14 protein-coding genes and 1 tRNA gene are annotated in these 19,209 nt (G+C 65.4%); 9 read left to right on the top strand and 6 right to left on the bottom strand.

Translation table 11 applies throughout. From position 1 onward, the window contains the following. The first annotated feature begins 79 nt into the window (after window positions 1-79). From BRAD285_RS34730 to BRAD285_RS34740, 3 genes are read left to right on the top strand one after another with little or no spacing between them, the layout of a single operon-like run. On the top strand, window positions 80-1,180 hold the full coding sequence (locus BRAD285_RS34730; protein ID WP_006610303.1) for an HlyD family secretion protein: 1,101 nt from the start codon (window positions 80-82) through the stop codon (window positions 1,178-1,180). Next, a complete protein-coding gene (gene rbbA / locus BRAD285_RS34735; RefSeq protein ID WP_006610302.1) occupies window positions 1,177-3,924 on the top strand; it encodes a ribosome-associated ATPase/putative transporter RbbA in 2,748 nt (915 codons plus the stop codon). Before BRAD285_RS34730 ends, rbbA begins: the two co-directional genes overlap by 4 nt. Window positions 3,925-3,927: 3 nt before the next feature. Beyond that, window positions 3,928-5,052 (top strand): ABC transporter permease, encoded by a 1,125-nt coding sequence (locus BRAD285_RS34740; RefSeq protein WP_006610301.1) that lies wholly within the window; start codon window positions 3,928-3,930, stop codon window positions 5,050-5,052. A gap of 62 nt (window positions 5,053-5,114) precedes the next feature. On the opposite strand, the gene BRAD285_RS34745 is transcribed toward BRAD285_RS34740, so the two are convergent. After that, a complete protein-coding gene (locus tag BRAD285_RS34745) occupies window positions 5,115-5,936 on the bottom strand; it encodes an outer membrane protein (RefSeq protein ID WP_035645082.1) in 822 nt (273 codons plus the stop codon). 367 nt (window positions 5,937-6,303) lie between these two features. On the opposite strand from BRAD285_RS34745, the gene BRAD285_RS34750 reads away from it, so the two are divergent. Next, a complete protein-coding gene (locus BRAD285_RS34750; RefSeq protein WP_035645079.1) occupies window positions 6,304-6,561 on the top strand; it encodes a hypothetical protein in 258 nt (85 codons plus the stop codon). 1,093 nt (window positions 6,562-7,654) lie between these two features. Here the strand turns inward: BRAD285_RS34750 and BRAD285_RS34755 are convergent. Next, window positions 7,655-8,215, bottom strand: a complete 561-nt coding sequence (locus BRAD285_RS34755) for a hypothetical protein (protein WP_006610298.1) — start codon at window positions 8,213-8,215, stop codon at window positions 7,655-7,657. Between the two features lie 92 nt (window positions 8,216-8,307). Beyond that, the gene (locus BRAD285_RS34760; RefSeq protein WP_006610297.1) at window positions 8,308-9,897 is read right to left on the bottom strand and encodes an ATP-binding protein; all 1,590 of its coding nucleotides are present in this window, start codon (window positions 9,895-9,897) and stop codon (window positions 8,308-8,310) included. Window positions 9,898-10,169: 272 nt separating this feature from the next. Between BRAD285_RS34760 and BRAD285_RS34765 the strand changes: the two genes are divergently transcribed. From BRAD285_RS34765 to BRAD285_RS34785, 5 genes are all read left to right on the top strand, one after another. Continuing rightward, the gene (locus BRAD285_RS34765; protein ID WP_006610296.1) at window positions 10,170-10,631 is read left to right on the top strand and encodes a nuclear transport factor 2 family protein; all 462 of its coding nucleotides are present in this window, start codon (window positions 10,170-10,172) and stop codon (window positions 10,629-10,631) included. Window positions 10,632-10,641: 10 nt separating this feature from the next. Further along, entirely contained in the window at window positions 10,642-11,205 is a 564-nt protein-coding gene (locus BRAD285_RS34770; RefSeq protein WP_006610295.1) for a TetR/AcrR family transcriptional regulator, read from the top strand. A gap of 125 nt (window positions 11,206-11,330) precedes the next feature. Continuing rightward, window positions 11,331-12,344 carry a formamidase gene (locus BRAD285_RS34775; RefSeq protein WP_006610294.1) on the top strand — a complete coding sequence of 338 codons (1,014 nt, stop codon included), beginning with the start codon at window positions 11,331-11,333 and terminating at the stop codon, window positions 12,342-12,344. Between the two features lie 93 nt (window positions 12,345-12,437). Next, window positions 12,438-13,634, top strand: a complete 1,197-nt coding sequence (locus BRAD285_RS34780) for an acyl-CoA dehydrogenase family protein (RefSeq protein ID WP_006610293.1) — start codon at window positions 12,438-12,440, stop codon at window positions 13,632-13,634. A gap of 435 nt (window positions 13,635-14,069) precedes the next feature. Continuing rightward, window positions 14,070-14,891: an outer membrane protein gene (locus tag BRAD285_RS34785; protein WP_157681708.1), complete on the top strand. Its 822-nt coding sequence runs from the start codon at window positions 14,070-14,072 to the stop codon at window positions 14,889-14,891. A 53-nt stretch (window positions 14,892-14,944) separates the two neighbouring features. On the opposite strand, the gene BRAD285_RS34790 is transcribed toward BRAD285_RS34785, so the two are convergent. The 3 genes from BRAD285_RS34790 to BRAD285_RS34805 form a co-directional block, all read right to left on the bottom strand. Then, window positions 14,945-18,142 carry a tetratricopeptide repeat protein gene (locus tag BRAD285_RS34790; RefSeq protein ID WP_139020578.1) on the bottom strand — a complete coding sequence of 1,066 codons (3,198 nt, stop codon included), beginning with the start codon at window positions 18,140-18,142 and terminating at the stop codon, window positions 14,945-14,947. Window positions 18,143-18,354: 212 nt separating this feature from the next. Then, window positions 18,355-18,431: transfer RNA gene (locus BRAD285_RS34795), tRNA-Arg, on the bottom strand. A 310-nt stretch (window positions 18,432-18,741) separates the two neighbouring features. Continuing rightward, entirely contained in the window at window positions 18,742-19,146 is a 405-nt protein-coding gene (locus BRAD285_RS34805; RefSeq protein WP_035645076.1) for a YccF domain-containing protein, read from the bottom strand. Between the last annotated feature and the right edge of the window lie 63 nt (window positions 19,147-19,209).

The following is a 19,209-nucleotide window of genomic DNA, read 5'->3' on the forward strand; positions in this document are numbered from 1 at the left end:
GCCGATTGAGCTGTGTCAACGGATTTACGAGGGCCTGTGGCAAACGGGGCGCCTGCTTCAGTGAAGAAGGCCTCTCGGAATGGATCCACAGGACACCCAGCTCGTCGGTGACGAACGGCCCGTTCAGCAGGTTCGGACCGAGCCCGCAGCGCTCGTTCCTGCGCCGGTGTTGCCTGTTCCCGCAGCACATGAGCCGCGAGTGGTGCGGCGCCGGTGGCCGCTTCTGCTGCTGCTTCTGATCGTCGGCGCGGCCGGAGGCGGCGGCTATGTGTGGTGGCAGCGTCTGCATCCGCCGCTGCCGCCCGGCATCAGCGTCAGCAACGGTCGCATCGAGGCCGACGAAATCGACATCGCAACCAAATATGCCGGCCGCGTCGCCGAGCTGCGGGCCGATATCGGCGATCTCGTCGAGGCCGGGCAGATCGTTGCGCGGATGGACAGCAAGGAATTGCAGCAGTCGCTGTCGAAGGCCACCGCGCAGGCCGAACAGGCGCAGCATGTGGTCGATCAGGCGCGCGCCAATCTGGCGCAATTGCAGACGCAGAAGACGCTCGCCGAGCAGGAAATGGAGCGCACGCGCAGCCTGCTGCAAAATGGCTGGACGACACGCGAGCTCGCCGACCAGCGCCAGCAGGCGCTCGATGCCGCCACTGCGGGCCTTGCCGGCGCACAGGCGCGAATCTCGGAGGCCGAGCGCGGGCTCGAAGCCGTCCGTCACGATGTCGCGCTCTACACGGTGCAGATTGCCGACAACTCGCTGATCGCACCGAAGGCGGGCCGTATCCAGTACAGGCTTGCCAATGTCGGCGAGGTCCTGGGCGCGGGCGGCAAGGTCTTCACCATGCTCGACATCGGCTATGTCTACATGGACGTGTTCCTGCCGACCGAGGAGGTCGGCAAGATCAAGGTCGGCAGCGACGCCCGCATCGTGCTCGATGCCTATCCTGATCGTCCCATTCCGGCCAAGGTGTCGTTCGTCGCGACCCAGGCGCAGTTCACGCCAAAAACCGTGGAGACGCGTAGCGAGCGTGACAAATTGATGTTCCGCATTCGCGTCCGCGTCGACCCGGACCGCTTGGCCGCCCACGCTGATGCCGTCAGGAGCGGGTTGCCAGGCGTCGCCTATGTCAGGTGGAATCCCGACGTTGCCTGGCCCGCACGTCTGCAAGCTGCGCCATGAGCACATCAGCGCCTCCGGTCGCGGCCGCGAGGCATCTGTCTCAGCACTATGGCGATGTCACCGCGCTCGACGACCTCTCGTTGGAGATTCCGAGCGGCTGCGTCGTCGGCCTGATCGGGCCGGACGGCGTCGGCAAGTCGTCGCTGCTGTCGATGCTCGCCGGCGCCCGCGCCATCCAGAACGGGCAGGCCGTCGTGCTCGGGGCCGACATGTCCGACCGGCGGGCGCGGGAGCGGATCTGTCCGCGCATCGCCTATATGCCGCAGGGGCTCGGCCGCAATCTCTATCCGGATCTCAGCGTGCGCGAGAACATCGCCTTCTTCGCGCGCCTGTTCGGCCAGGCCCGCGCCGAGCGCGACTGGCGGATCAACGAGCTGATGCAGGCGACGGCTCTGTCCGACTTCGCCGACCGGCCGGCGAAGAAGCTCTCTGGCGGCATGAAGCAGAAGCTCGGCCTGTGCTGCTCGCTGATCCACGATCCGGACTTCCTCATCCTCGACGAGCCGACCACCGGCGTCGATCCGCTGTCGCGGCGGCAGTTCTGGGACCTGATCGATCGCTTGCGTGCGCGCAGCGCCACCGGCATGAGCGTCATCGTGGCCACCGCCTATATGGAGGAGGCTGCGCGCTTCGACTGGCTGATCGCCATGAATGATGGCCGCATCCTCGCGACCGGCACGCCGGCCGAGCTGAAGGCGCGGACCGGAGCCGATACGATCGAGGATGCCTTCATTGCGCTGCTGCCTGCGGAGGCCTCGGGCGATCACGCCCAGATGCCGGCCAAGTCGGAGCTCGACGGCAGCCATGAGACGGTCATCGTCGCCCGTCACCTGACCTGCCGCTTCAGCGACTTCACCGCCGTCGACGATGTGAGCTTCGAGATTCGCAAAGGCGAGATCTTCGGCTTCGTTGGCTCCAACGGTTGCGGCAAGACCACCACGATGAAGATGCTGACGGGCTTGCTGCCGCCGACGGCCGGCGAGGCGTTGATCTTCGGCCGCTCCATGGAAGCGGGCAACCATGAATCGCGCAGCCGGGTCGGCTACATGTCGCAGGCATTCTCGCTCTATGGCGAGCTCACCGTGCAGCAGAATCTCGTGCTGCATGCCCGGCTGTTCCAGCTGCCGCGCGACGTCGCCGCCAAGCGGATCGCCGAGCTGATCGACCGCTGTGACCTCGCCGAGCACGTCGACGGGCTCGCCGCCGATCTGCCGCTCGGCATCCGGCAGCGGTTGTCGCTCGCGGTGGCGATCGTCCACAAGCCCGATCTGCTCATCCTGGACGAGCCGACATCCGGCGTCGACCCGGTCGCGCGCAATCAGTTCTGGCGGCTGCTGATCGAGCTGTCGCGCCGGGACGGCATGACGATCTTCGTTTCCACCCATTTCATGAACGAGGCGGCGCGCTGCGATCGCCTGTCGCTGATGCATGAGGGCCGCGTGCTGGCGACCGACACGCCGGACGGGCTGATCCGCGCCAAGGGGGCGCAGACGCTCGAGCAGGCGTTCATCGCGTTCCTGGAGCAGGACGCCGGCGTCGCCGATCCGCCGGTCACGCTGACGCAAGCGCAGTCCGTCGCGCATCCCCAGGCCGCGCCGGGCGACGGTGGCGTCCAGCCTGGCTTCAGCCTGCGGCGGCTGCTGGCCTATACGATCCGCGAGGGGCTCGAGCTGATCCGCGATCCGATCCGGCTGATGTTCGCGCTGTTCGGAACGGCGTTCCTGATGATCGTGATCGGCTTCGGCATCTCGACTGACGTCAACAACCTCACCTTCGCCGCGCTCGACCGCGACCAGACGCCGGAGAGCCGCGCCTACCTTGCCGAGCTCCGCGGCTCGCGTTACTTCGTCGAGAAGCCGCCGCTGGCCGACTACACCGAGCTGGAGCGGCGGATGAAAAGCGGGGACATCAAGGCTTCGATCGAGATCCCGCCGAACTTCGGCGTCGACATCAAGCGCGGCCGCCCCGCCTTCGTGTCGGCCTGGATCGACGGCGCGATGCCGTTCCGCGCCGAGACCATCCGCGGCTATCTCGAAGGCACGCACCAGCTCTATCTGTCCGACCCCGCTGTCAAGACGACGCGGCCGCAGGCGGCCTCGCCGGTCAGTGTCGAGATCAGGTTCAAGTACAACCAGGCCTTCGATAGCATCTATGCGATGGCGCCGAGCACGATCGCACTGCTGTTGGCGCTGTTTCCGGCGATCCTGATGGCGCTCGCGGTGGTCCGCGAAAAGGAGCTCGGCTCGATCACCAATCTCTACGTCACGCCGGTGACGCGGCTGGAATTCCTCGTCGGCAAGCAACTGCCCTATATCGCCGTCGCGCTGGTCAACTTCGCGCTGATGTACGTCATGGCGCTGACCCTGTTCCGCGTGCCCATGAAAGGCGACTTCCTGCCACTGCTCGTCGGCACCGTCGTGTATGTGATCACCACCACCGGCTTCGGCATGCTGATCTCGACGTTCTGCCGCACCCAGATCGCCGCGCTGTTCGGCACCGCGATCCTCACCGTCCTGCCGGCCACGCAGTTCTCGGGAATGCTGGTCCCGGTGTCGTCGCTGTCGGGCGTCGCGCGCCTGCTCGGCATGGGCTTTCCGATGACCTATTACCGCCCGATCACGGTCGGCACTTTCACCAAGGGGCTGGGCTTTGCGGATGTCTGGTTCGATATCCTGGTGCTGCTGGTCTTCATCCCGGTCCTGACCGGGCTCAGCCTCGCCATGCTGCCGAAGCAGGAGCGCTGAGCCATGATGCGGTCGCTCTCCAACATCTTCTGGCTCGGCACCAAGGAGCTGCGCAGCCTGTTCGGCGACCTCGTGCTGATCGGGCTCGTGGTCTATTCGTTCACCGTGGCGGTGATCAGCCAGGCGCAGAGCAGTTCGCAGGAGCTGCACCGCGCCTCGATCGCCGTCGTCGACGAGGACAATTCCGAGCTCTCGCGGCGCATCGCGGCTGCGTTCCTTCCGCCCTATTTCCAAAAGCCGGTCTATATCAGTCAGCGCGAAGTGGAGCCGCTGATGAATGACGGCCGCTTTACTTTCGTGCTCGACATTCCGCCGAATTTCCAGCGCAACGTTCTCGCTGGCCGCAAGCCGTCGGTGCAGGTCAATGTCGACGCCACCGCGATGATCCAGGCCGGGATCGGCTCGGGCTATGCGCTGCAGATCATCAGCACCGAAGTTGCCTGGTTCGTCGCCCGCTCGGAGACCTCAGTCCAGGCGCCGGTCAATCTGGTGACGCGGATCGCATTCAATCCCAATGTGACGACCGCTTGGTTCGAAGGCGTGATGGGCATCATCAACAGCGTCACCATGCTGGCGATCATCCTGGCCGGCGCCGCGCTGGTGCGCGAGCGCGAGCATGGCACGATGGATCATCTGCTGGTGATGCCGCTGTCGCCGTTCGAGATTGCGATGTCGAAGATCTGGGCCAATGCGCTCGTGATCGCGGTCGCCGTCGCGGTGGCGCTCTATCTCGTCGTGAGATGGTACCTGCAGGTGCCGATCATGGGTTCGATCCCGCTGTTTCTCGGCGGCACCGTGCTCTATCTGTTTTTCGCGACCGCCGTCGGCCTGTTTCTCGGCACCATCGCGCGCTCGATGCCACAGCTCGGGCTGCTCTATATCCTCGTCGCGGTGCCGATCAACATGCTCTCGGGCGGGATGACGCCGGTGGAGAGCCAGCCGGTCTGGCTTTCGACGATCATGAAGGCGTCGCCATCGACGCACTTCGTGTCGTTCGCCCAGTCCATCCTTTATCGCGGCGCCAGCCTCGACGTCGTCTGGCCGCAATTCGTGTCGGTGGCGGTCATCGCTGCGCTGGTGCTGTGGCTGACCCTGCGCCGATTCCGCGCGGCGATCGCGGCGGCCTGAGCTCAGCAAAAAGGCCTCGGCGGAGCCGAGGCCTTTGCGCGCGGATGAAGTTGCTGTCGCGATCAGTAGCGGGCTGCGACCGGGCCGCCGAACTTGTAGTTCACGCCGATCCGCACGGTGTGGAACGAGAAGTCCTGGGACAGGTTTTCGCGATAATTGAAGCCGGGGGGAGCGAAGGTGCTGCCCGGGACATAGGCGGTGGCGTAGTTGATGCTGCCGAGATCGGTGTAGAGATATTCGGCCTTGACCGTCCAGTTCGGTGCGAACGCGTGCTCCACGCCGGCACCGACCGTCCAGCCGACCTTCGTCTCGTTGGCAGAACCGGTCTTGGCGTAGCCATTGCCGGAGGTCAGATCCCAGCTGCCCTTGACGTTGCCGACGGCGAGGCCGCCCGTGACATAGAACAGCGTGGTGTCGACCGCATAGCCCGCGCGGCCGCGCAGGGTCATGAACCAGTCGCTGCGGATGCTCTCGTTGAAGGTCCGGGTGGTCGGCGCATTGGGCGCGGTATAGACGACGCGCTTGTTGATGTCCGTGCCGTTGATGTCGGCCTCGACGCCGAACACGCCCGCGCCGCTCTGCCAGTTGTAGCCGGCCTGCAGGCCACCCAGCACGCCGGCCGGATTGAGCCTGTTGTTGCTGATGCTGACGAACTGATTCTGGAAGGCGGCGCCTTCGAGCTGCCAGTCGCTGGTCTGGTCGAGAGTCGTGCCGAGATTCGATCGGCCCCAGCCATAGCCGACGTTGCCGCCGAAGTAGCCGCCCGTCCAATTGTAGATCGCGGCCGGAGGCGGAGCCTTGGTGTAGCGCGCCGGCAGATCGGCGGCGAAGGCGCTGAGCGAGCTTGCGAGAAGCAGCGAGACGGCGGAGGCAAGCATTTTCATGGTCACAATCCCTGATCAAATTCAGCAACGTTCGGACATGCTCCTCTCACATTTTGGGCCGCTCGGCTGTAGTCGAACTACAACACTCGTGTTTGGATGCGTCTGTGATGGCGTCACTAAGTGTCTGTGATTACGTCACTTTCGGAGCTCGTGCGCGTAACCCTAAGAATCCGTAAATGGACCGCGTGAGCTCCCGCTCCGGTCGGCAAATACTTTGCTGGTGATGATGACCCAGACAATTCGATGCATTCGCTTAGGCAAGGATTTGCCAACCATCAGAACGCGCTGTGCCGGCCGCTAACGATTTGGCAAAGCGCGCCCGTGCACCTTCGGGGCGTCCTGAGGGGACGGAGAGGGGAGAGCAATCATGACGATGAATGGGGAAGCGGTTCTCGAAAACGTGCGGCGCTATCGTACCGTCGCGTCCTTGTACCGGCAGACTGCGACATTTCGTCCCCATCAGCGCGATTCGTTGCTGGCGCAGGCCGCGGAATGGGAAAGCCGGGCGGTCGCCGAGCTCGAGGCCTATTTCGTCGCGCGCCAGGCGCCATCGCAGCCCCCGGCAAATCGGAACTATCACGCTCCCTCCTACACGCCGTCGCCTTGGCAGTTCGCCGCGGCATAGCTCGACATACAGCTCGTCGGTCTCGCAGCGCGACCGCGCCCGAGTTGATGCGACAATCGACCCTCTCGAACTGAGAGGAGCAGGGAAGACCAGGCGCCGACCGGCGCCTGCGGCCCCCGTGCGAAAAGAATGCACGGGGCAGGAACCACAGGCTTAGCCGGACATCCCGGCCTTCCCTGCGCAACGGGCTACGGCTTATACGTGCTCTCCTCGGTGCACCGGCTTTCTGGCCACCGTTGCGCATCACGCTCACGCGTCAGCGCGGACACCGGCGTCGGGGTGTCAGGACCACACGACTTCACCGTCCGCCGCGAACCGTTCGTCGGCATCCCCCAAGGGCATGCTGCGGTCGCCGCGGCCATCGCTCCCCGCCTCGCGTGTCGTGACGACCGCGATACGCCCTCTGCCCGAGGCGGTGTGGGGTCATCAGACACCAGATTCCGAAAAAGCGAAAGAAGAATATTTTCGCGTCGGCATCTGGACAGAGGTCATCGCGTTGAGGCCGTGCGTGAAATCGGTTTTGAGCCGCACGCATCAACGGTCGTCGAAGACAGTTGTTCGAAGCGCTACCGCGTCTCCATCTGCCCGACGGGCGACTCATTGTCCCCCGGAGATCGCGACGCGCGGGTTGATCCAGTGCGTCGTCAAAAACCGATGTCGTCCCGGGCAAGGCGTGGCGCCGCGAAGCGACGTCATGGCGTTGACCCGGGACCCATAACCATAGGCGATCGTTGTGACGAAGAACGCCGCTCCAGCGTGCGCGACACGGACAGCGCGGCGTATGGATCCCGGATCTGCGCCCGACCACGCTGTCGCGTGTTCGGACTTGTCCGGGATGACGGCGGAGGGGATGAGAGGGCGGAGTGAGTTGATCCAGTGCGTCGTCAAAAACCGGTGTCGTCCCGGGCAAGCCTGACGTCGCGGAGCGACGTCGGGCGCCGACCCGGGATCCATAACCACAGGCGGTGATTGTTACGAAGAACGCCGCTCCAGCGTCCGCGTCCCTGATAGCACGGCGTATGGATCCCGGATCCGCGCCCGACCACGCTATCGCGTGTCCGGACTTGCCCGGGATGACAGCCGAACAAGGGGGCTACTCCGTCGCCATGCGCGCAGAGGCAAGCAGGCCGATCAGTGCGGTCAGCGCGGCGACGCTCATCGCGTTGATCGACACCAGCGAAGCGTAGTTGGCGCCGGCGACTCGCATCACCGGTTCGCCGAGCCGGGAATCGATCAGTAGATATGACACGAACGGGAGCGCCAGCAGCGGCAGCGAGCGCGGGCGTTCGTCGGGCCGGAACAGCAGCGCGCCGAGCAAGGCGCAGGGAATGAGGAACAACTCCACGCCGCTATGCGTGCCGAACAGCTTGACGCAGAACACCGTGTTGAGCGTGCCTGCCAGCACCATCAGCGCGCGGCCGGCGAACGGATTGCGCCGCGCCAGCAGCGGCACGCTGGCGAACAATGGCGTCGTCAGCAGCGTCAGCCAGGCCGGCCAGGCGGCGGTGCCGGCGATGGCGTGGAGATACAGCGGATAGAACGGCTGGTTGGAGACGATGACCAGCGCCACCTTGGCGGCGATGTCGGACTGCGGATCATCGGCCGATGCATAGGCCTGCACCGCGGCCAGCCAGCGCCCGAACATGTTACGCATTCAAGTCCCTCGATCCCGCACGCTTTACACATTTCTTCCGTCCGGAAACCCACCCGCATGAGTGCCGGATCATTCGGCGCCACTGACCGGGATCATGCGTTCAGCGCCGTCCGGAGCATGCGGGCGAGATCCGCGCTCTGATAGGGTTTTGTGAGCAGCAGCACTCCCGCGTCGAGCCGACCGTGATGCACGATCGCGTTCTCGGTGTAGCCGGAGGTGTAGAGCACCTTCAGGGTCGGGCGCCGCTTCAAGGCTTCGATCGCGAGCTGCCGTCCGTTCATGCCGCCGGGCATGATGATGTCGGTGAACAGCAGATCGATGCGTGCGGGGCTGTCGATCAGCGCCAGCGCCTCATCCGCCTTGCTGGCGGCGAGCGTGGTGTAGCCGAGCCGCTTGATCTGGGCGATGACATATTCGCGCACCAGCGCATCGTCCTCGACGATCAGGATGGATTCGTCGCCGCGCTCCATCCCGGCGGTGTTGGCCTCGGCGAGCCGGGTCTCCGCATCGACCGTGGCCTGCGGCAGGTACAGCTTCACCGAGGTGCCGTGGCCCGGTTCGCTGTAGATCTTGATGTGGCCGTTAGATTGCTTGACGAAGCCGTAGACCATGCTGAGCCCGAGGCCGACGCCCTTGCCGACGTCCTTGGTCGTGAAGAACGGCTCGAACACCTTGTCCAGCAGATTGGCCGGAATGCCGACGCCGGTGTCGCTGACGGCGATCATGACGTAGTTGCCTGGGATCACCTCCGGGTTCATCCGCGCATAGGCGTCATCGAGCAGGACGTTCTTGGTCTCCAGGGTGAGCTTGCCGCCCTCGGGCATGGCATCGCGCGCGTTCAGCGCGAGATTGAGGATCGCAGTCGACAGCTGGCTGGGATCGATCATGGCCGGTGCGGAATCGTGGGCCAGCATGGATTCGATCTCGATCTGCTCGCCGAGCGTCCGCCGCAGCAGGCGGGCGGTATCGACCACCATGCCGTTGATGTCGACGCTGCGCGGCTGCAGCGGCTGCCGGCGGGCAAAGGCCAGCAGGTGCTTGGTCAGGTCGGCGCCGCGCGCTGCGGCCGAGTTGATCAGGCTGGTGATCTGCACCAGTTGGGGGCGGTCCTTCACCGCCTCGGCGAGGATCTCGATAGTGCCGGTGATCACCGTCAGGATGTTGTTGAAGTCATGCGCGACGCCGCCGGTGAGCTGGCCGATCGCCTCCATCTTCTGCGCCTGGCGGACCTGGGTCTCGGTCGCCTCGATCTCCTGGAAGCGCTTGACCATGGCTTCCGCGGTGCGTCGTTGCCGCGTCTCTTCCTCGAGCTGCGCATAGGCGTGCCGCAGCTCGGCGCGCGACGGCATCATCAGGACCCGCGGCAGCAGCAGCAGCAGCGCCGCGGCGATGCCGGCGGACATGAACGCGAGGAAGCCCTTTGTCGTCGCCTCCAGCACATAGGCTGGCACCCAGAGCGTCAGCACCTCGATCAGCCGTGTCAGCCCGCAGACCGACACCCACAGCGCGAACGCCCAGAAGATGTAGCTGAACTGAAAGTCGCGGCGGCGATAGACGATGTAGGCGAGCACGAACGCGATGGTGAAGAAGGCAAAGGAGATCAGCACGTCGGAGATCGCATTCACCCAGATGAGTTCGGGCGACCACTGCAGGCACTCGCCATGCGGCGTGAGCTTCGACATGTCTTGAAATCCCCAAAGCGTCTGGCCGGCGGACCGTGTTGTCCCCGCGATCCGGCCGGTTCCCTTAGCAGATCATTCAAATTTCCATTGAGCACACAAGCGTGCTGACTGGCGCGATGTAAAGATCGGTAGGTCCGCACCGCGCTTTCGGCAACTCCGGCGAGGAACGACGGGCATTGCGCGTGACAGCGGGATCATGTTCGAAGGCCGGTCGCTTGACTCTCTGTACCTATAGGTACAAGGTAGTCAGATTGGTACAATGGAGAGCTTTCATGAGCGGGCTGGTCCCTCCCTTCACCCTGCAGACCGCAACTCAGAAGGTGCGGATGGCCGAGGACGGCTGGAACAGCCGCAACCCGGAGCGTGTGTCGCTGGTCTACACGCCCGACAGTCGCTGGCGGAACCGGGCCGAGTTCATCACCGGCCGTGCCGAGATCGTCGCATTCCTCACCCGCAAATGGGCGAAGGAGCTCGACTACCGATTGATCAAGGAGATCTGGGCCTACACCGACAATCGGATTGCGGTGCGCTTCGCTTATGAGTGGCATGACGATAGCGGCAACTGGTTCCGGTCCTATGGCAACGAGAACTGGGAGTTCGACGCCGAGGGGCTGATGCAGCGCCGCTACGCGTGCATCAATGATCTGCCGATCCAGGAGGCTGACCGCAAATTCCACTGGCCGCTCGGGCGCCGGCCGGACGAGCATCCCGGCCTGACTGACCTCGGTCTCTGAGAACGCGTGCATGCGGACGCTCAACGAGCGTGCCGACGTGATCCCCATGCTCGCGGAAGTGTTCCGCGAGTTGGGCTTCGAGGGCGCCTCGCTCAGCCGCATCACCGAGCGGACGGGCCTCGGCAAAGGCAGCCTGTATCACTTCTTTCCGGGCGGGAAGGATGAGATGGCACGCGCCGTGCTCGCGCATGTCGACGGCTGGTTCGAGCGCGAGATCTATGTGCCATTGCGCGACGATGCCCCTGACGTGGCGATCGCGCGGATGTGGCGTGGGGTCGATGACTACTTCCGCTCCGGCCGGCGAGTGTGTCTGGTTGGCGCCTTTGCACTCGACGGGACGCGCGACCGCTTCGCGGCGGCGATCGCCAGCTACTTCACGCGCTGGATCGAGTCGCTGCGCGATGCGCTGGTGCGTGACGGCTGGCCGGCGACAGAGGCCGCTGATCGCGCCGAGGAGGTCGTGCTCGGCATCCAGGGGGCGCTGGTACTGGCGCGCGCGACGGGCGATGAGGCCATCTTCGGCCGCGCTTTGGCGCGGTTCCAAGGACGTCTGCGGCAAAAGCCTTCGCTCTGACGGAACCGCAAATCGCTGCTGCCTGCGCAAGCGGCAGCGCGCGCTGAAATATCGGCGCGCGGCTTCCGCTGAATCGTGGTTGTCTTGACCAAAATTCTGACGGCAGCGACACAGGGAGGTCCGGCATGAATGGGCTCGGCGGTCTCAATAAATCCGAACACGGCGTGGTCATCGGCTTGGTGCAACTTCAGTTGCCGGTCGTCGTGACCAAGGAGGATCTCGCGCGGCAGACCGAGAAGATCGTCTGGATGGTCGGCAAGGCGCGGCGCAATCTCGGCACCATGGATCTCGTCGTCTTCCCGGAGTATTCGCTGCACGGCCTGTCGATGGACACCAATCCGGAGATCATGTGCCGGCTCGACGGGCCGGAGGTCGCCGCCTTCAAGCAGGCCTGCATCGACAACAAGATCTGGGGCTGCTTCTCCATCATGGAGTACAACCCCGACGGCAATCCCTACAATTCCGGCCTGATCATCGACAGCAATGGCGACATCAAGCTGTATTACCGCAAGCTGCATCCATGGATTCCGGTCGAGCCGTGGGAGCCCGGCGATCTCGGCATTCCCGTGATCGAGGGCCCGCGCGGCGCCAAGATCGCACTGATCATCTGCCATGACGGCATGTTCCCGGAGATGGCGCGCGAATGCGCCTACAAGGGCGCGGAGATCATGATCCGCACGGCCGGCTACACCGCGCCGATCCGCGACAGCTGGCGCTTCACCAACCAGGCGAACGCCTTCCAGAACCTGATGGTGACAGCCAATGTCTGCATGTGCGGCTCCGACGGCTCGTTCGATTCGATGGGCGAGGGCATGATCGTCAACTTCGACGGCAGCATTCTCGCTCATGGCACGACGGGCCGCGTCGACGAGATCATCACCGCGGAGGTGCGCCCCGATCTCGTGCGCGAGGCGCGCCTCGGCTGGGGCGTCGAGAACAACATCTATCAGCTCTGGCATCGCGGCTACGTCGCGGTGAAGGGCGGCGCGATGGATTGCCCCTACACCTTCATGCACGACATGGTCGCCGGCACCTATCGCCTGCCGTGGGAGGACCAGGTCAAGATCACCGACGGCACCTCCTGCGGCTTCCCGGCGCCGACCCGCGTGTTCGGCAAGATGGCCAAGGCGGCGGAATAGCGGAGCCGGCCGTGCGCCGGAGGGCGCCAAGCTTGACAGACTGATCGCCCGCCAATTATTTTATGTTTAAAATAATTGGCGAGCAGGTCCATCATGAGTGCATCGGCGAAGGTGATCCCCCGCGACTGGCTCGACTGGCCGTTCTTCGAGCCGCGTCACCGCGACCTGTGTAGGCAGCTCGACCGCTTCGTCGGCTCGGGCGTGCTCGACGACGTCGATCACGACAATGTCGATGCCGCCTGCCGCAAGATCGTGCGCGCGCTCGGCGCCGCAGGTCTGCTCGACAGCGCCGTCGTGGCGCCGGATGCCGATGCTGCTGCGATCGATTCCCGCGCCATCTGCCTGTCGCGCGAAACGCTTGGCTATGCCGACGGTCTCGCCGACTTCGCCTTCGCGATGCAGGGGCTCGGCTCCGGCGCCATCGCGCTCGGCGGCTCGCCCGAGCTGCGCGCCGGCGTGCTGCCCAAGGTGCGCACGGGCGAATGGCTGGCGGCCTTTGCGCTGTCGGAGAAGGAGGCGGGCTCTGACGTCGCCGCGATGGCCTGCAGCGCACGGCTCGACGGCGACGCCTACGTGCTCGACGGCGAAAAGACCTGGATCTCCAACGGCGGCATCGCCGATGTCTACACGCTGTTCGCCCGCACCGGCGAGGCGCCGGGCGCGCGCGGCATCTCCGCCTTCGTCGTGTATCCCGACGATCCCGGCTTCTCGGTCGCCGAACGCATCGAGGTGATCGCGCCGCATCCGCTGGCGACCTTGCGCCTCGAGAATTGCCGCATCCCGGCGAGCCGGCGGCTCGGCGCGCCCGGCGGCGGCTTCAAGCTGGCGATGCAGACGCTCGACATCTTCCGCGCCTCTGTCGCCGCCGCCGCGCTCGGCTTCGGCCGCCGCGCCCTCGACGAGGCGCGCGCGCATGCGCAGAGCCGGCAGATGTTCGGCGGCGCGCTGGCCGACCTGCAGATGACGCAAGCCGCGTTCGGCGAGATGGCGACCGACATCGACGCCGCCGCGCTTCTGACCTACCGCGCCGCCTGGCGCCGCGACGTCCAGAAGCTGCCGACCACCCGCGAGGCCGCGATGGCCAAGCTCACCGCCACCGAGACCGCGCAACGCGTCATCGACCGCGCGCTGCAGATGTTCGGCGGCCGCGGCGTCCGCAAGGGCGAGATCGTCGAGAGCCTCTACAGGGAGATCCGTGCGCTCCGCATCTATGAGGGCGCGACGGAAGTGCAGAAGCTGATCGTCGCGCGCGAATTCCTGAAGCCGCGCGCTGGGACGACGCCGGCCTGATCACGCGCAGCGCTGCCGCTGGCCAACAGGGATTGCGATAAGGACACCGCCGAGTCACCCGCGCGTGCCGGCGCAACCTCTTAGCTTAGCGATGCAGATGTCTCGCGGCGTCATTCATTTGAATGAGGCCGCGTATGTTGTGCCGTGGTCTCGCAGCAAAGTGACAGGTCCGTCTTCCGATCAGGACTGATGTGAGTTTGCTGATCTGATCAGTGATTGTCCCGTCTGTGTCTGCGGAGAAACACCCGTTCTCAAAACGCGGTATCGAGGGCGATTGTCCGCTCTCCGTCGTATGGGATCATCAGGTTCGGAAGTAACATAGGTTGCGTATTCACGAGACTCGTTCGGACGATCATGCAGAAGCAATTGATTTCGGGCCTTGTTGTTGGATTGGCGATTGTCGCGGTCGCGCCTGCGTTTGCGGCGGACTTGCCTGTGTCGGTTCAGAAGCGGCGCGTGGAGCCGCAGCGGACCCAGCAGGTCGCCAAGAACAACTGGTCCGGCGGACAGCTCGGCGGCTCCAACGGCGTCAGCTCGGTCAACAACAATTTCGTCGACCCCGGCGCCTATGTCTGCCCGGCCGGCTTTCCGTTTGGCGTGAGCTGCTTTGAAACGCCGTTCTCGTTCGGGCGGCACCCGCTGAGCTATACGGTCGGTCCATTCCTCGGTTACCGTTGGCAGTTCGGCGATACGGTGGTCGGCGTCGAAGCCGACTGGTCGTGGAAGCGTGGGGAAAGCTCGGCGCTGCAGTCCTTGCCTGCCGTCTGTTTCGATCCCGGCTGTCTCAACAGCCGCTCCGACACGAAGTTCGGCTCGGTCAGGCAGAACTGGGACAGCTCGCTTCGCCTGCGTTACGGCTGGCTCGTGACGCCCTCGACCCTGGTCTACGGCACCGCCGGCGTCGCGGTTGGCAACATCAGCGGGTCCTTCAACTACGCCGGCGCGCTCAGCACCACGACGATCCTCGTCTCGTTCCCGCCCGTCATCACGCCGGGCAGCACGGCGACGGCTTCGGCAAGCTGGTCCGACACCAGGGTCGGCGGCACCGCCGGCGTCGGCATCGAGACGGCGCTGTGGGATCGATGGAAGGCGCGTGTGGAATACCGCTACACGGACTTCGGCAGCTATTCCAAGACGGTGGCCGTCAATACGGTGTGTATCGCGCCGACCGGGTGCAGCGCGGCGTCCAGCAGCGCGACGATCAACCTGCGCGAATCCTTCCACACCATTCGGGTCGGCATCGGCTTCGACTTCTAGCCGCCTCTCAGGCGTCTGCTTGCCTCGGCGATGCAAGCAGAGCGTTTGCTGTGTCAGCGTCGGGCACCCTCTCCGATCAGCGAGAACGGACCCCAGATCGCCGGATGGGCGCTGGTTCGTGACGACCTGTCATTGAGCAGCGCCAGCATGGCGCGTCGTAGCGCTTCGGCGCGCCCGAGCGTCGGCTCCGCCTTGAGCGCGGCGAAGGTCGAAATGTTCAGCCGCGTCGCTGCCTCGGAGTCGACCGGCCAGTGCGAGACCAGCAGTGCTCGCGCTCCCGCGAAGAAGAAGGCGCGCGCAAGGCCGGACAGCGCCTGCGCGCCAGGCTTGTCACCGGCCGCCGTGTTGCAGGCCGACAGCACGACCCATTCGGCATTCAGCTTGAGCTGCGCGGCCTCGCTGGCGGTCAGCAGCCCGTTGTCCTCGTCGCTCGGCTGGGCGGGCAGGCTCAGCAGCAGCGCGGGCTCGGCCAGGCCCTTGATGTCGCCCGCGACGAGACCATGCGTGGCGAAGTAGACGACGCGAAACTCGGCGAGCGGTGCGTGCTTCACGGTCGTGACGCTGGCGTCCCGACCGAGATGGATATCGGACATCGCAGCGCCCAGGTCCGACGCCACCGCCTTCAGCTCATCCGCCGTATCGGGAAGTCGTGGCGCCGACGCCAGCGCGGAACGATCAAGGCCGGCGCCCCGCCAATATTCGGTATAGGCGCGGGCGAGCCGTCGCGTGCCACGGCCATCCTTGCTGTTGCCCGGCGCCGGCACGCGGCTGAACACGGGGTCGCCAAATCCGATCATCGGCTTCTGGCTGGAGGCCCTGCGAACGAACGAACGCAGCGTCTGCAGGCTTGCGACCGAAGGCAGAACCGTCACCGCCTGGCGTTTGATCAGCCACGCAGCGTCGCGATAGGCCGTGCCATCCTGCACCGGGGCGCTGGGCGGCGCTTCCGTCACGAGCAAATGAAACGGTAGGGCCGTGAGCGCGCCCGATGCGACCACGAGCAGATTGCGCTTGGACTTGATGGTCCCGTCGACAGGACCGATCAGCTGCTCGAACATGCGGTGCGCGAGCGGCAGGTCGAACGGTCCGAGCTGATCGATATCGAGGCCCTTGCGGAAGTTCGCGATCTCGCCGGCAAGCTCGCTGCCGCCGATTGGGATGGCATGCCAGTCGAATGCGTCTGCCGTCAGAGCGAAGACGTAGCTCTCCTTCTCACCCGTCAGGAACAGCAGCAGCGCCTCGTCCGGCCCGAGCAGCTTCTGTGCGTCCTCGACTTTCAGGGGCTTCGGCGCCGACAGGCCAGCGAATTCGGGAAACTGCGTCTGCAACAGCGCCGCGTTGGCGGCGAGCTTGCTCTCGGCATCGGCGATGCTCTTGCGGATATCGTCGATCCGCGCCGTCGCGGACGCAACATCCAGGCTCGCCAGCGCTGCGACCAGCGCCTTGTTGCGATCACGCAGATAGGCCGACAGATCCTGGTTCGTCCGCACCAGCGCAGCAAGCGCATCGTTTCCGGCAGCAAATCGCGGTCCCAGCTGTTGGAGCGCGGTGCCGGCCGACGACTGGATGGCCCACTGCGCGCTGTCGAACGCCTCCCGTCCGAGCGCGCGCGCCGAGCCGCCATCCTCATGGACCGCGGCTGCCAGGCCGGCGACGTGGGTGACGAAAATGTCGCTGCGCTGCTCGATCAGTCCACCCGATCCGCCGTCCGTCGGCATCGCCGGCGAGATGTCGTTGTCGGCATGTGCCAGGATCGCCGCGGTGGCCTTGCGGGAAAAAGCGACGGCGTCGGTCGGTTTTCCCTGCAGGAGGCTCAGCGACGCAAGGTCGTTGAAGCCGCGTGCGACCTCCGGATGGTTCGGACCGCGTGCCGCTTCGTTGATGGTGAGCGCGCGCTTGTAGGCCTGCTCGGCCTGATCGTAGCGGCCCTGATGCTCGAACAGATGGCCTTGGCTGACCAGGACCGGAGCGATGAAGCGGTGGGTCGGCCCGACCGCCTTGGTGAGGATGGCCAACGCGCGATCGAACTGCGCCTCGGCCTCAGCATAGCGGCGCTGCCCGTCATAGGCGACGCCCAGCTTGCGGAGCACTTTCGCCGTATCGGGATGCGTGGGGCCGATCGACGTCTCGGCGATCTCGAGCGCTCTCCTCGCGTATTTTTCGACCTCCGCATAGCGCTCCTGCGATTCATAGATCGCAGCCAGATTGTTGAGCACGGTGGCGACGCCGAGACTGTCCGCGCCGAACGCGGCCTCCCGGATCACGAGCGCGCGCATGTAGAGCGCCTCGGCCTCGTCGAGCCGATCCTCATCCGCGTAGACGCTGGCGAGATTGAGCAGCGAGGTCGCGAGGCGCGGATGGTTCGCCCCGACGCTCTTCTCCCAGATCGCGATCGCGCGCCGAAACAGGCTCTCGGCCTCGGCGTAGCGGCCGACCCGCTCGTAGACATGCGCGAGATTATTGAGGCTTGCCGCGACGTCGGGATGATCAGGGCCGAGCGCCTGCTCGCGAATCGCCAGCGCCCGTTTGGTGGCCTGCTCGACCTGGGCGAAGCGGCTCTCGTCCTCATAGAGCTTGGTGAGATTGTTCAGAACCAGCGCGACGGGAAGGCTGTTCGGGCCGCTGGTTTTCTCAGCCAGCGCCAACGCGCGCTGGTACTCGGTCTCGGCGTCCGCGTGACGCGCCTGGCTGGTGTAGACGTCGCCGAGATTGCCAAGCAATCTGATCACGGCCGGATCGTTCGGACCGAGCGCCTTGGTCGCGATCTCGAGGGCCCGCTTGTACAGCGTCTCGGCCTCGCCGCTCTTGCCCTGCAGCAGTTGGACCGTCGCGAGGTTCGCGAGCGCCTGCGCGATCCGCGGGTCCGATGGCGGCACGTTCTTCTGCAGGGCGTCGAGCACCTGCTTGAACATGCCGGCCGCCGCGGCGTAGCGGCCCAACTCCTGATTGGCGCGGGCGAGGTCGTTGAGGGCCAGAACGTAGGTGAGGTTGTTCGTCCCGGCGCGCTTGGCCGCAGCCTCGGTCGCCTGCGCCAGCGTGAGAGCCCCTGAATAGTTGCCAGCGGCGTAAAGCTCCGTGAACCGCTTCTGCGCGGCTTCGATATCGACCTTCTGCGCCGCCACCGGCGCCAGAGCAGCCGCCAGGACAATGCCGACAAGTCCGTTCCACCAACCCGATCGCATCAACCACTCGCATGTATTGACGGACCGATCCGGCAGCTCGCGCTGCCGCCTCCACGTCAATCGATCCACGTCTCCGCCGGAGCGAACCACAGCGCCGGCGAAACACCAACGTCTGTCCCGTGCTCTATAGCCGGGCCGACGACAGATCTGTGATGGTCAGCATTGATATGGACGGCAATGACATTGGGATCGGAGGCGATCACGCCGTCCAGGGCAGGCCATCCGGGTGTGGTCAGTGAGCAAACCGCCAACTGCGGCACGATGCCAGCGTTCCCAGAGGCTGGCGCACCCGACACGATTCGAACGTGTGGCCTTCGCCTTCGGAGGGCGACGCTCTATCCAGCTGAGCTACGGGTGCCTGCGCTGCTTACGCAGTGCTTACGCGGAAACTTCGTGGCTGTGAAGCGAACCGCGCCGATTTTTTAAGTCTCTGAAATTTTTATCTCTTTTTAGTCTGACGCTCCCGGAAAACAGCTTGACACCTGCCTTCGGAGGGCAACGCTCTATCCAGCTGAGCTACGGGTGCGTGCGGGGACCGGTTTAGCCGATTGGTCCGTGGTCGGCAACGCCCTTTGGGCGTTGCTTTCGACGCCATGGCGCGGATCCGTCCGCTGACCCCGAGGGCCGCCGCAGGGCTTTGGCCGGCCCATTCCCGGCAGGGGGCGCGGTTACGCCGGCACGATGGTCTTGCCGATGGGCCACAGTGCCAGCCCGGCGAGCTTCAGGTGGGCCCAGGCGAAGGGCAGGCCGATGATGGTGACCGCCAGCGCGACCGCAGTCAGGAGGTGGCCGAGGGCGAGCCACCAGCCGGCCAGGACGAACCAGATGATGTTGCCGAGCAGGCCGAGCGGTCCGGTGCCGATATCCTCCATGCCGGTGACCTCGTCGCGGCGGACGGCGCGCGAGCCGAACGGCAGCAGCGTATAAGCGGCGATGTTGAAGGCGGCGCGCGCCCAGGGCAGGCCGACGATGGTGATGGCCATGACAACAGCCGCCACCAGCCAGCCGAATGCCATATAGGCGCCGCCCAGCACGATCCAGAGGACGTTGAGGAGCAATGAGACGGGTTGCATGGGCCACCTTCCAGGTTCCGACGGCGCTTATATAGGTGGTTCTCGGCCGGAACAAAGGCGGCG

The organism is Bradyrhizobium sp. ORS 285 (genome assembly GCF_900176205.1).
GTDB lineage: Bacteria > Pseudomonadota > Alphaproteobacteria > Rhizobiales > Xanthobacteraceae > Bradyrhizobium.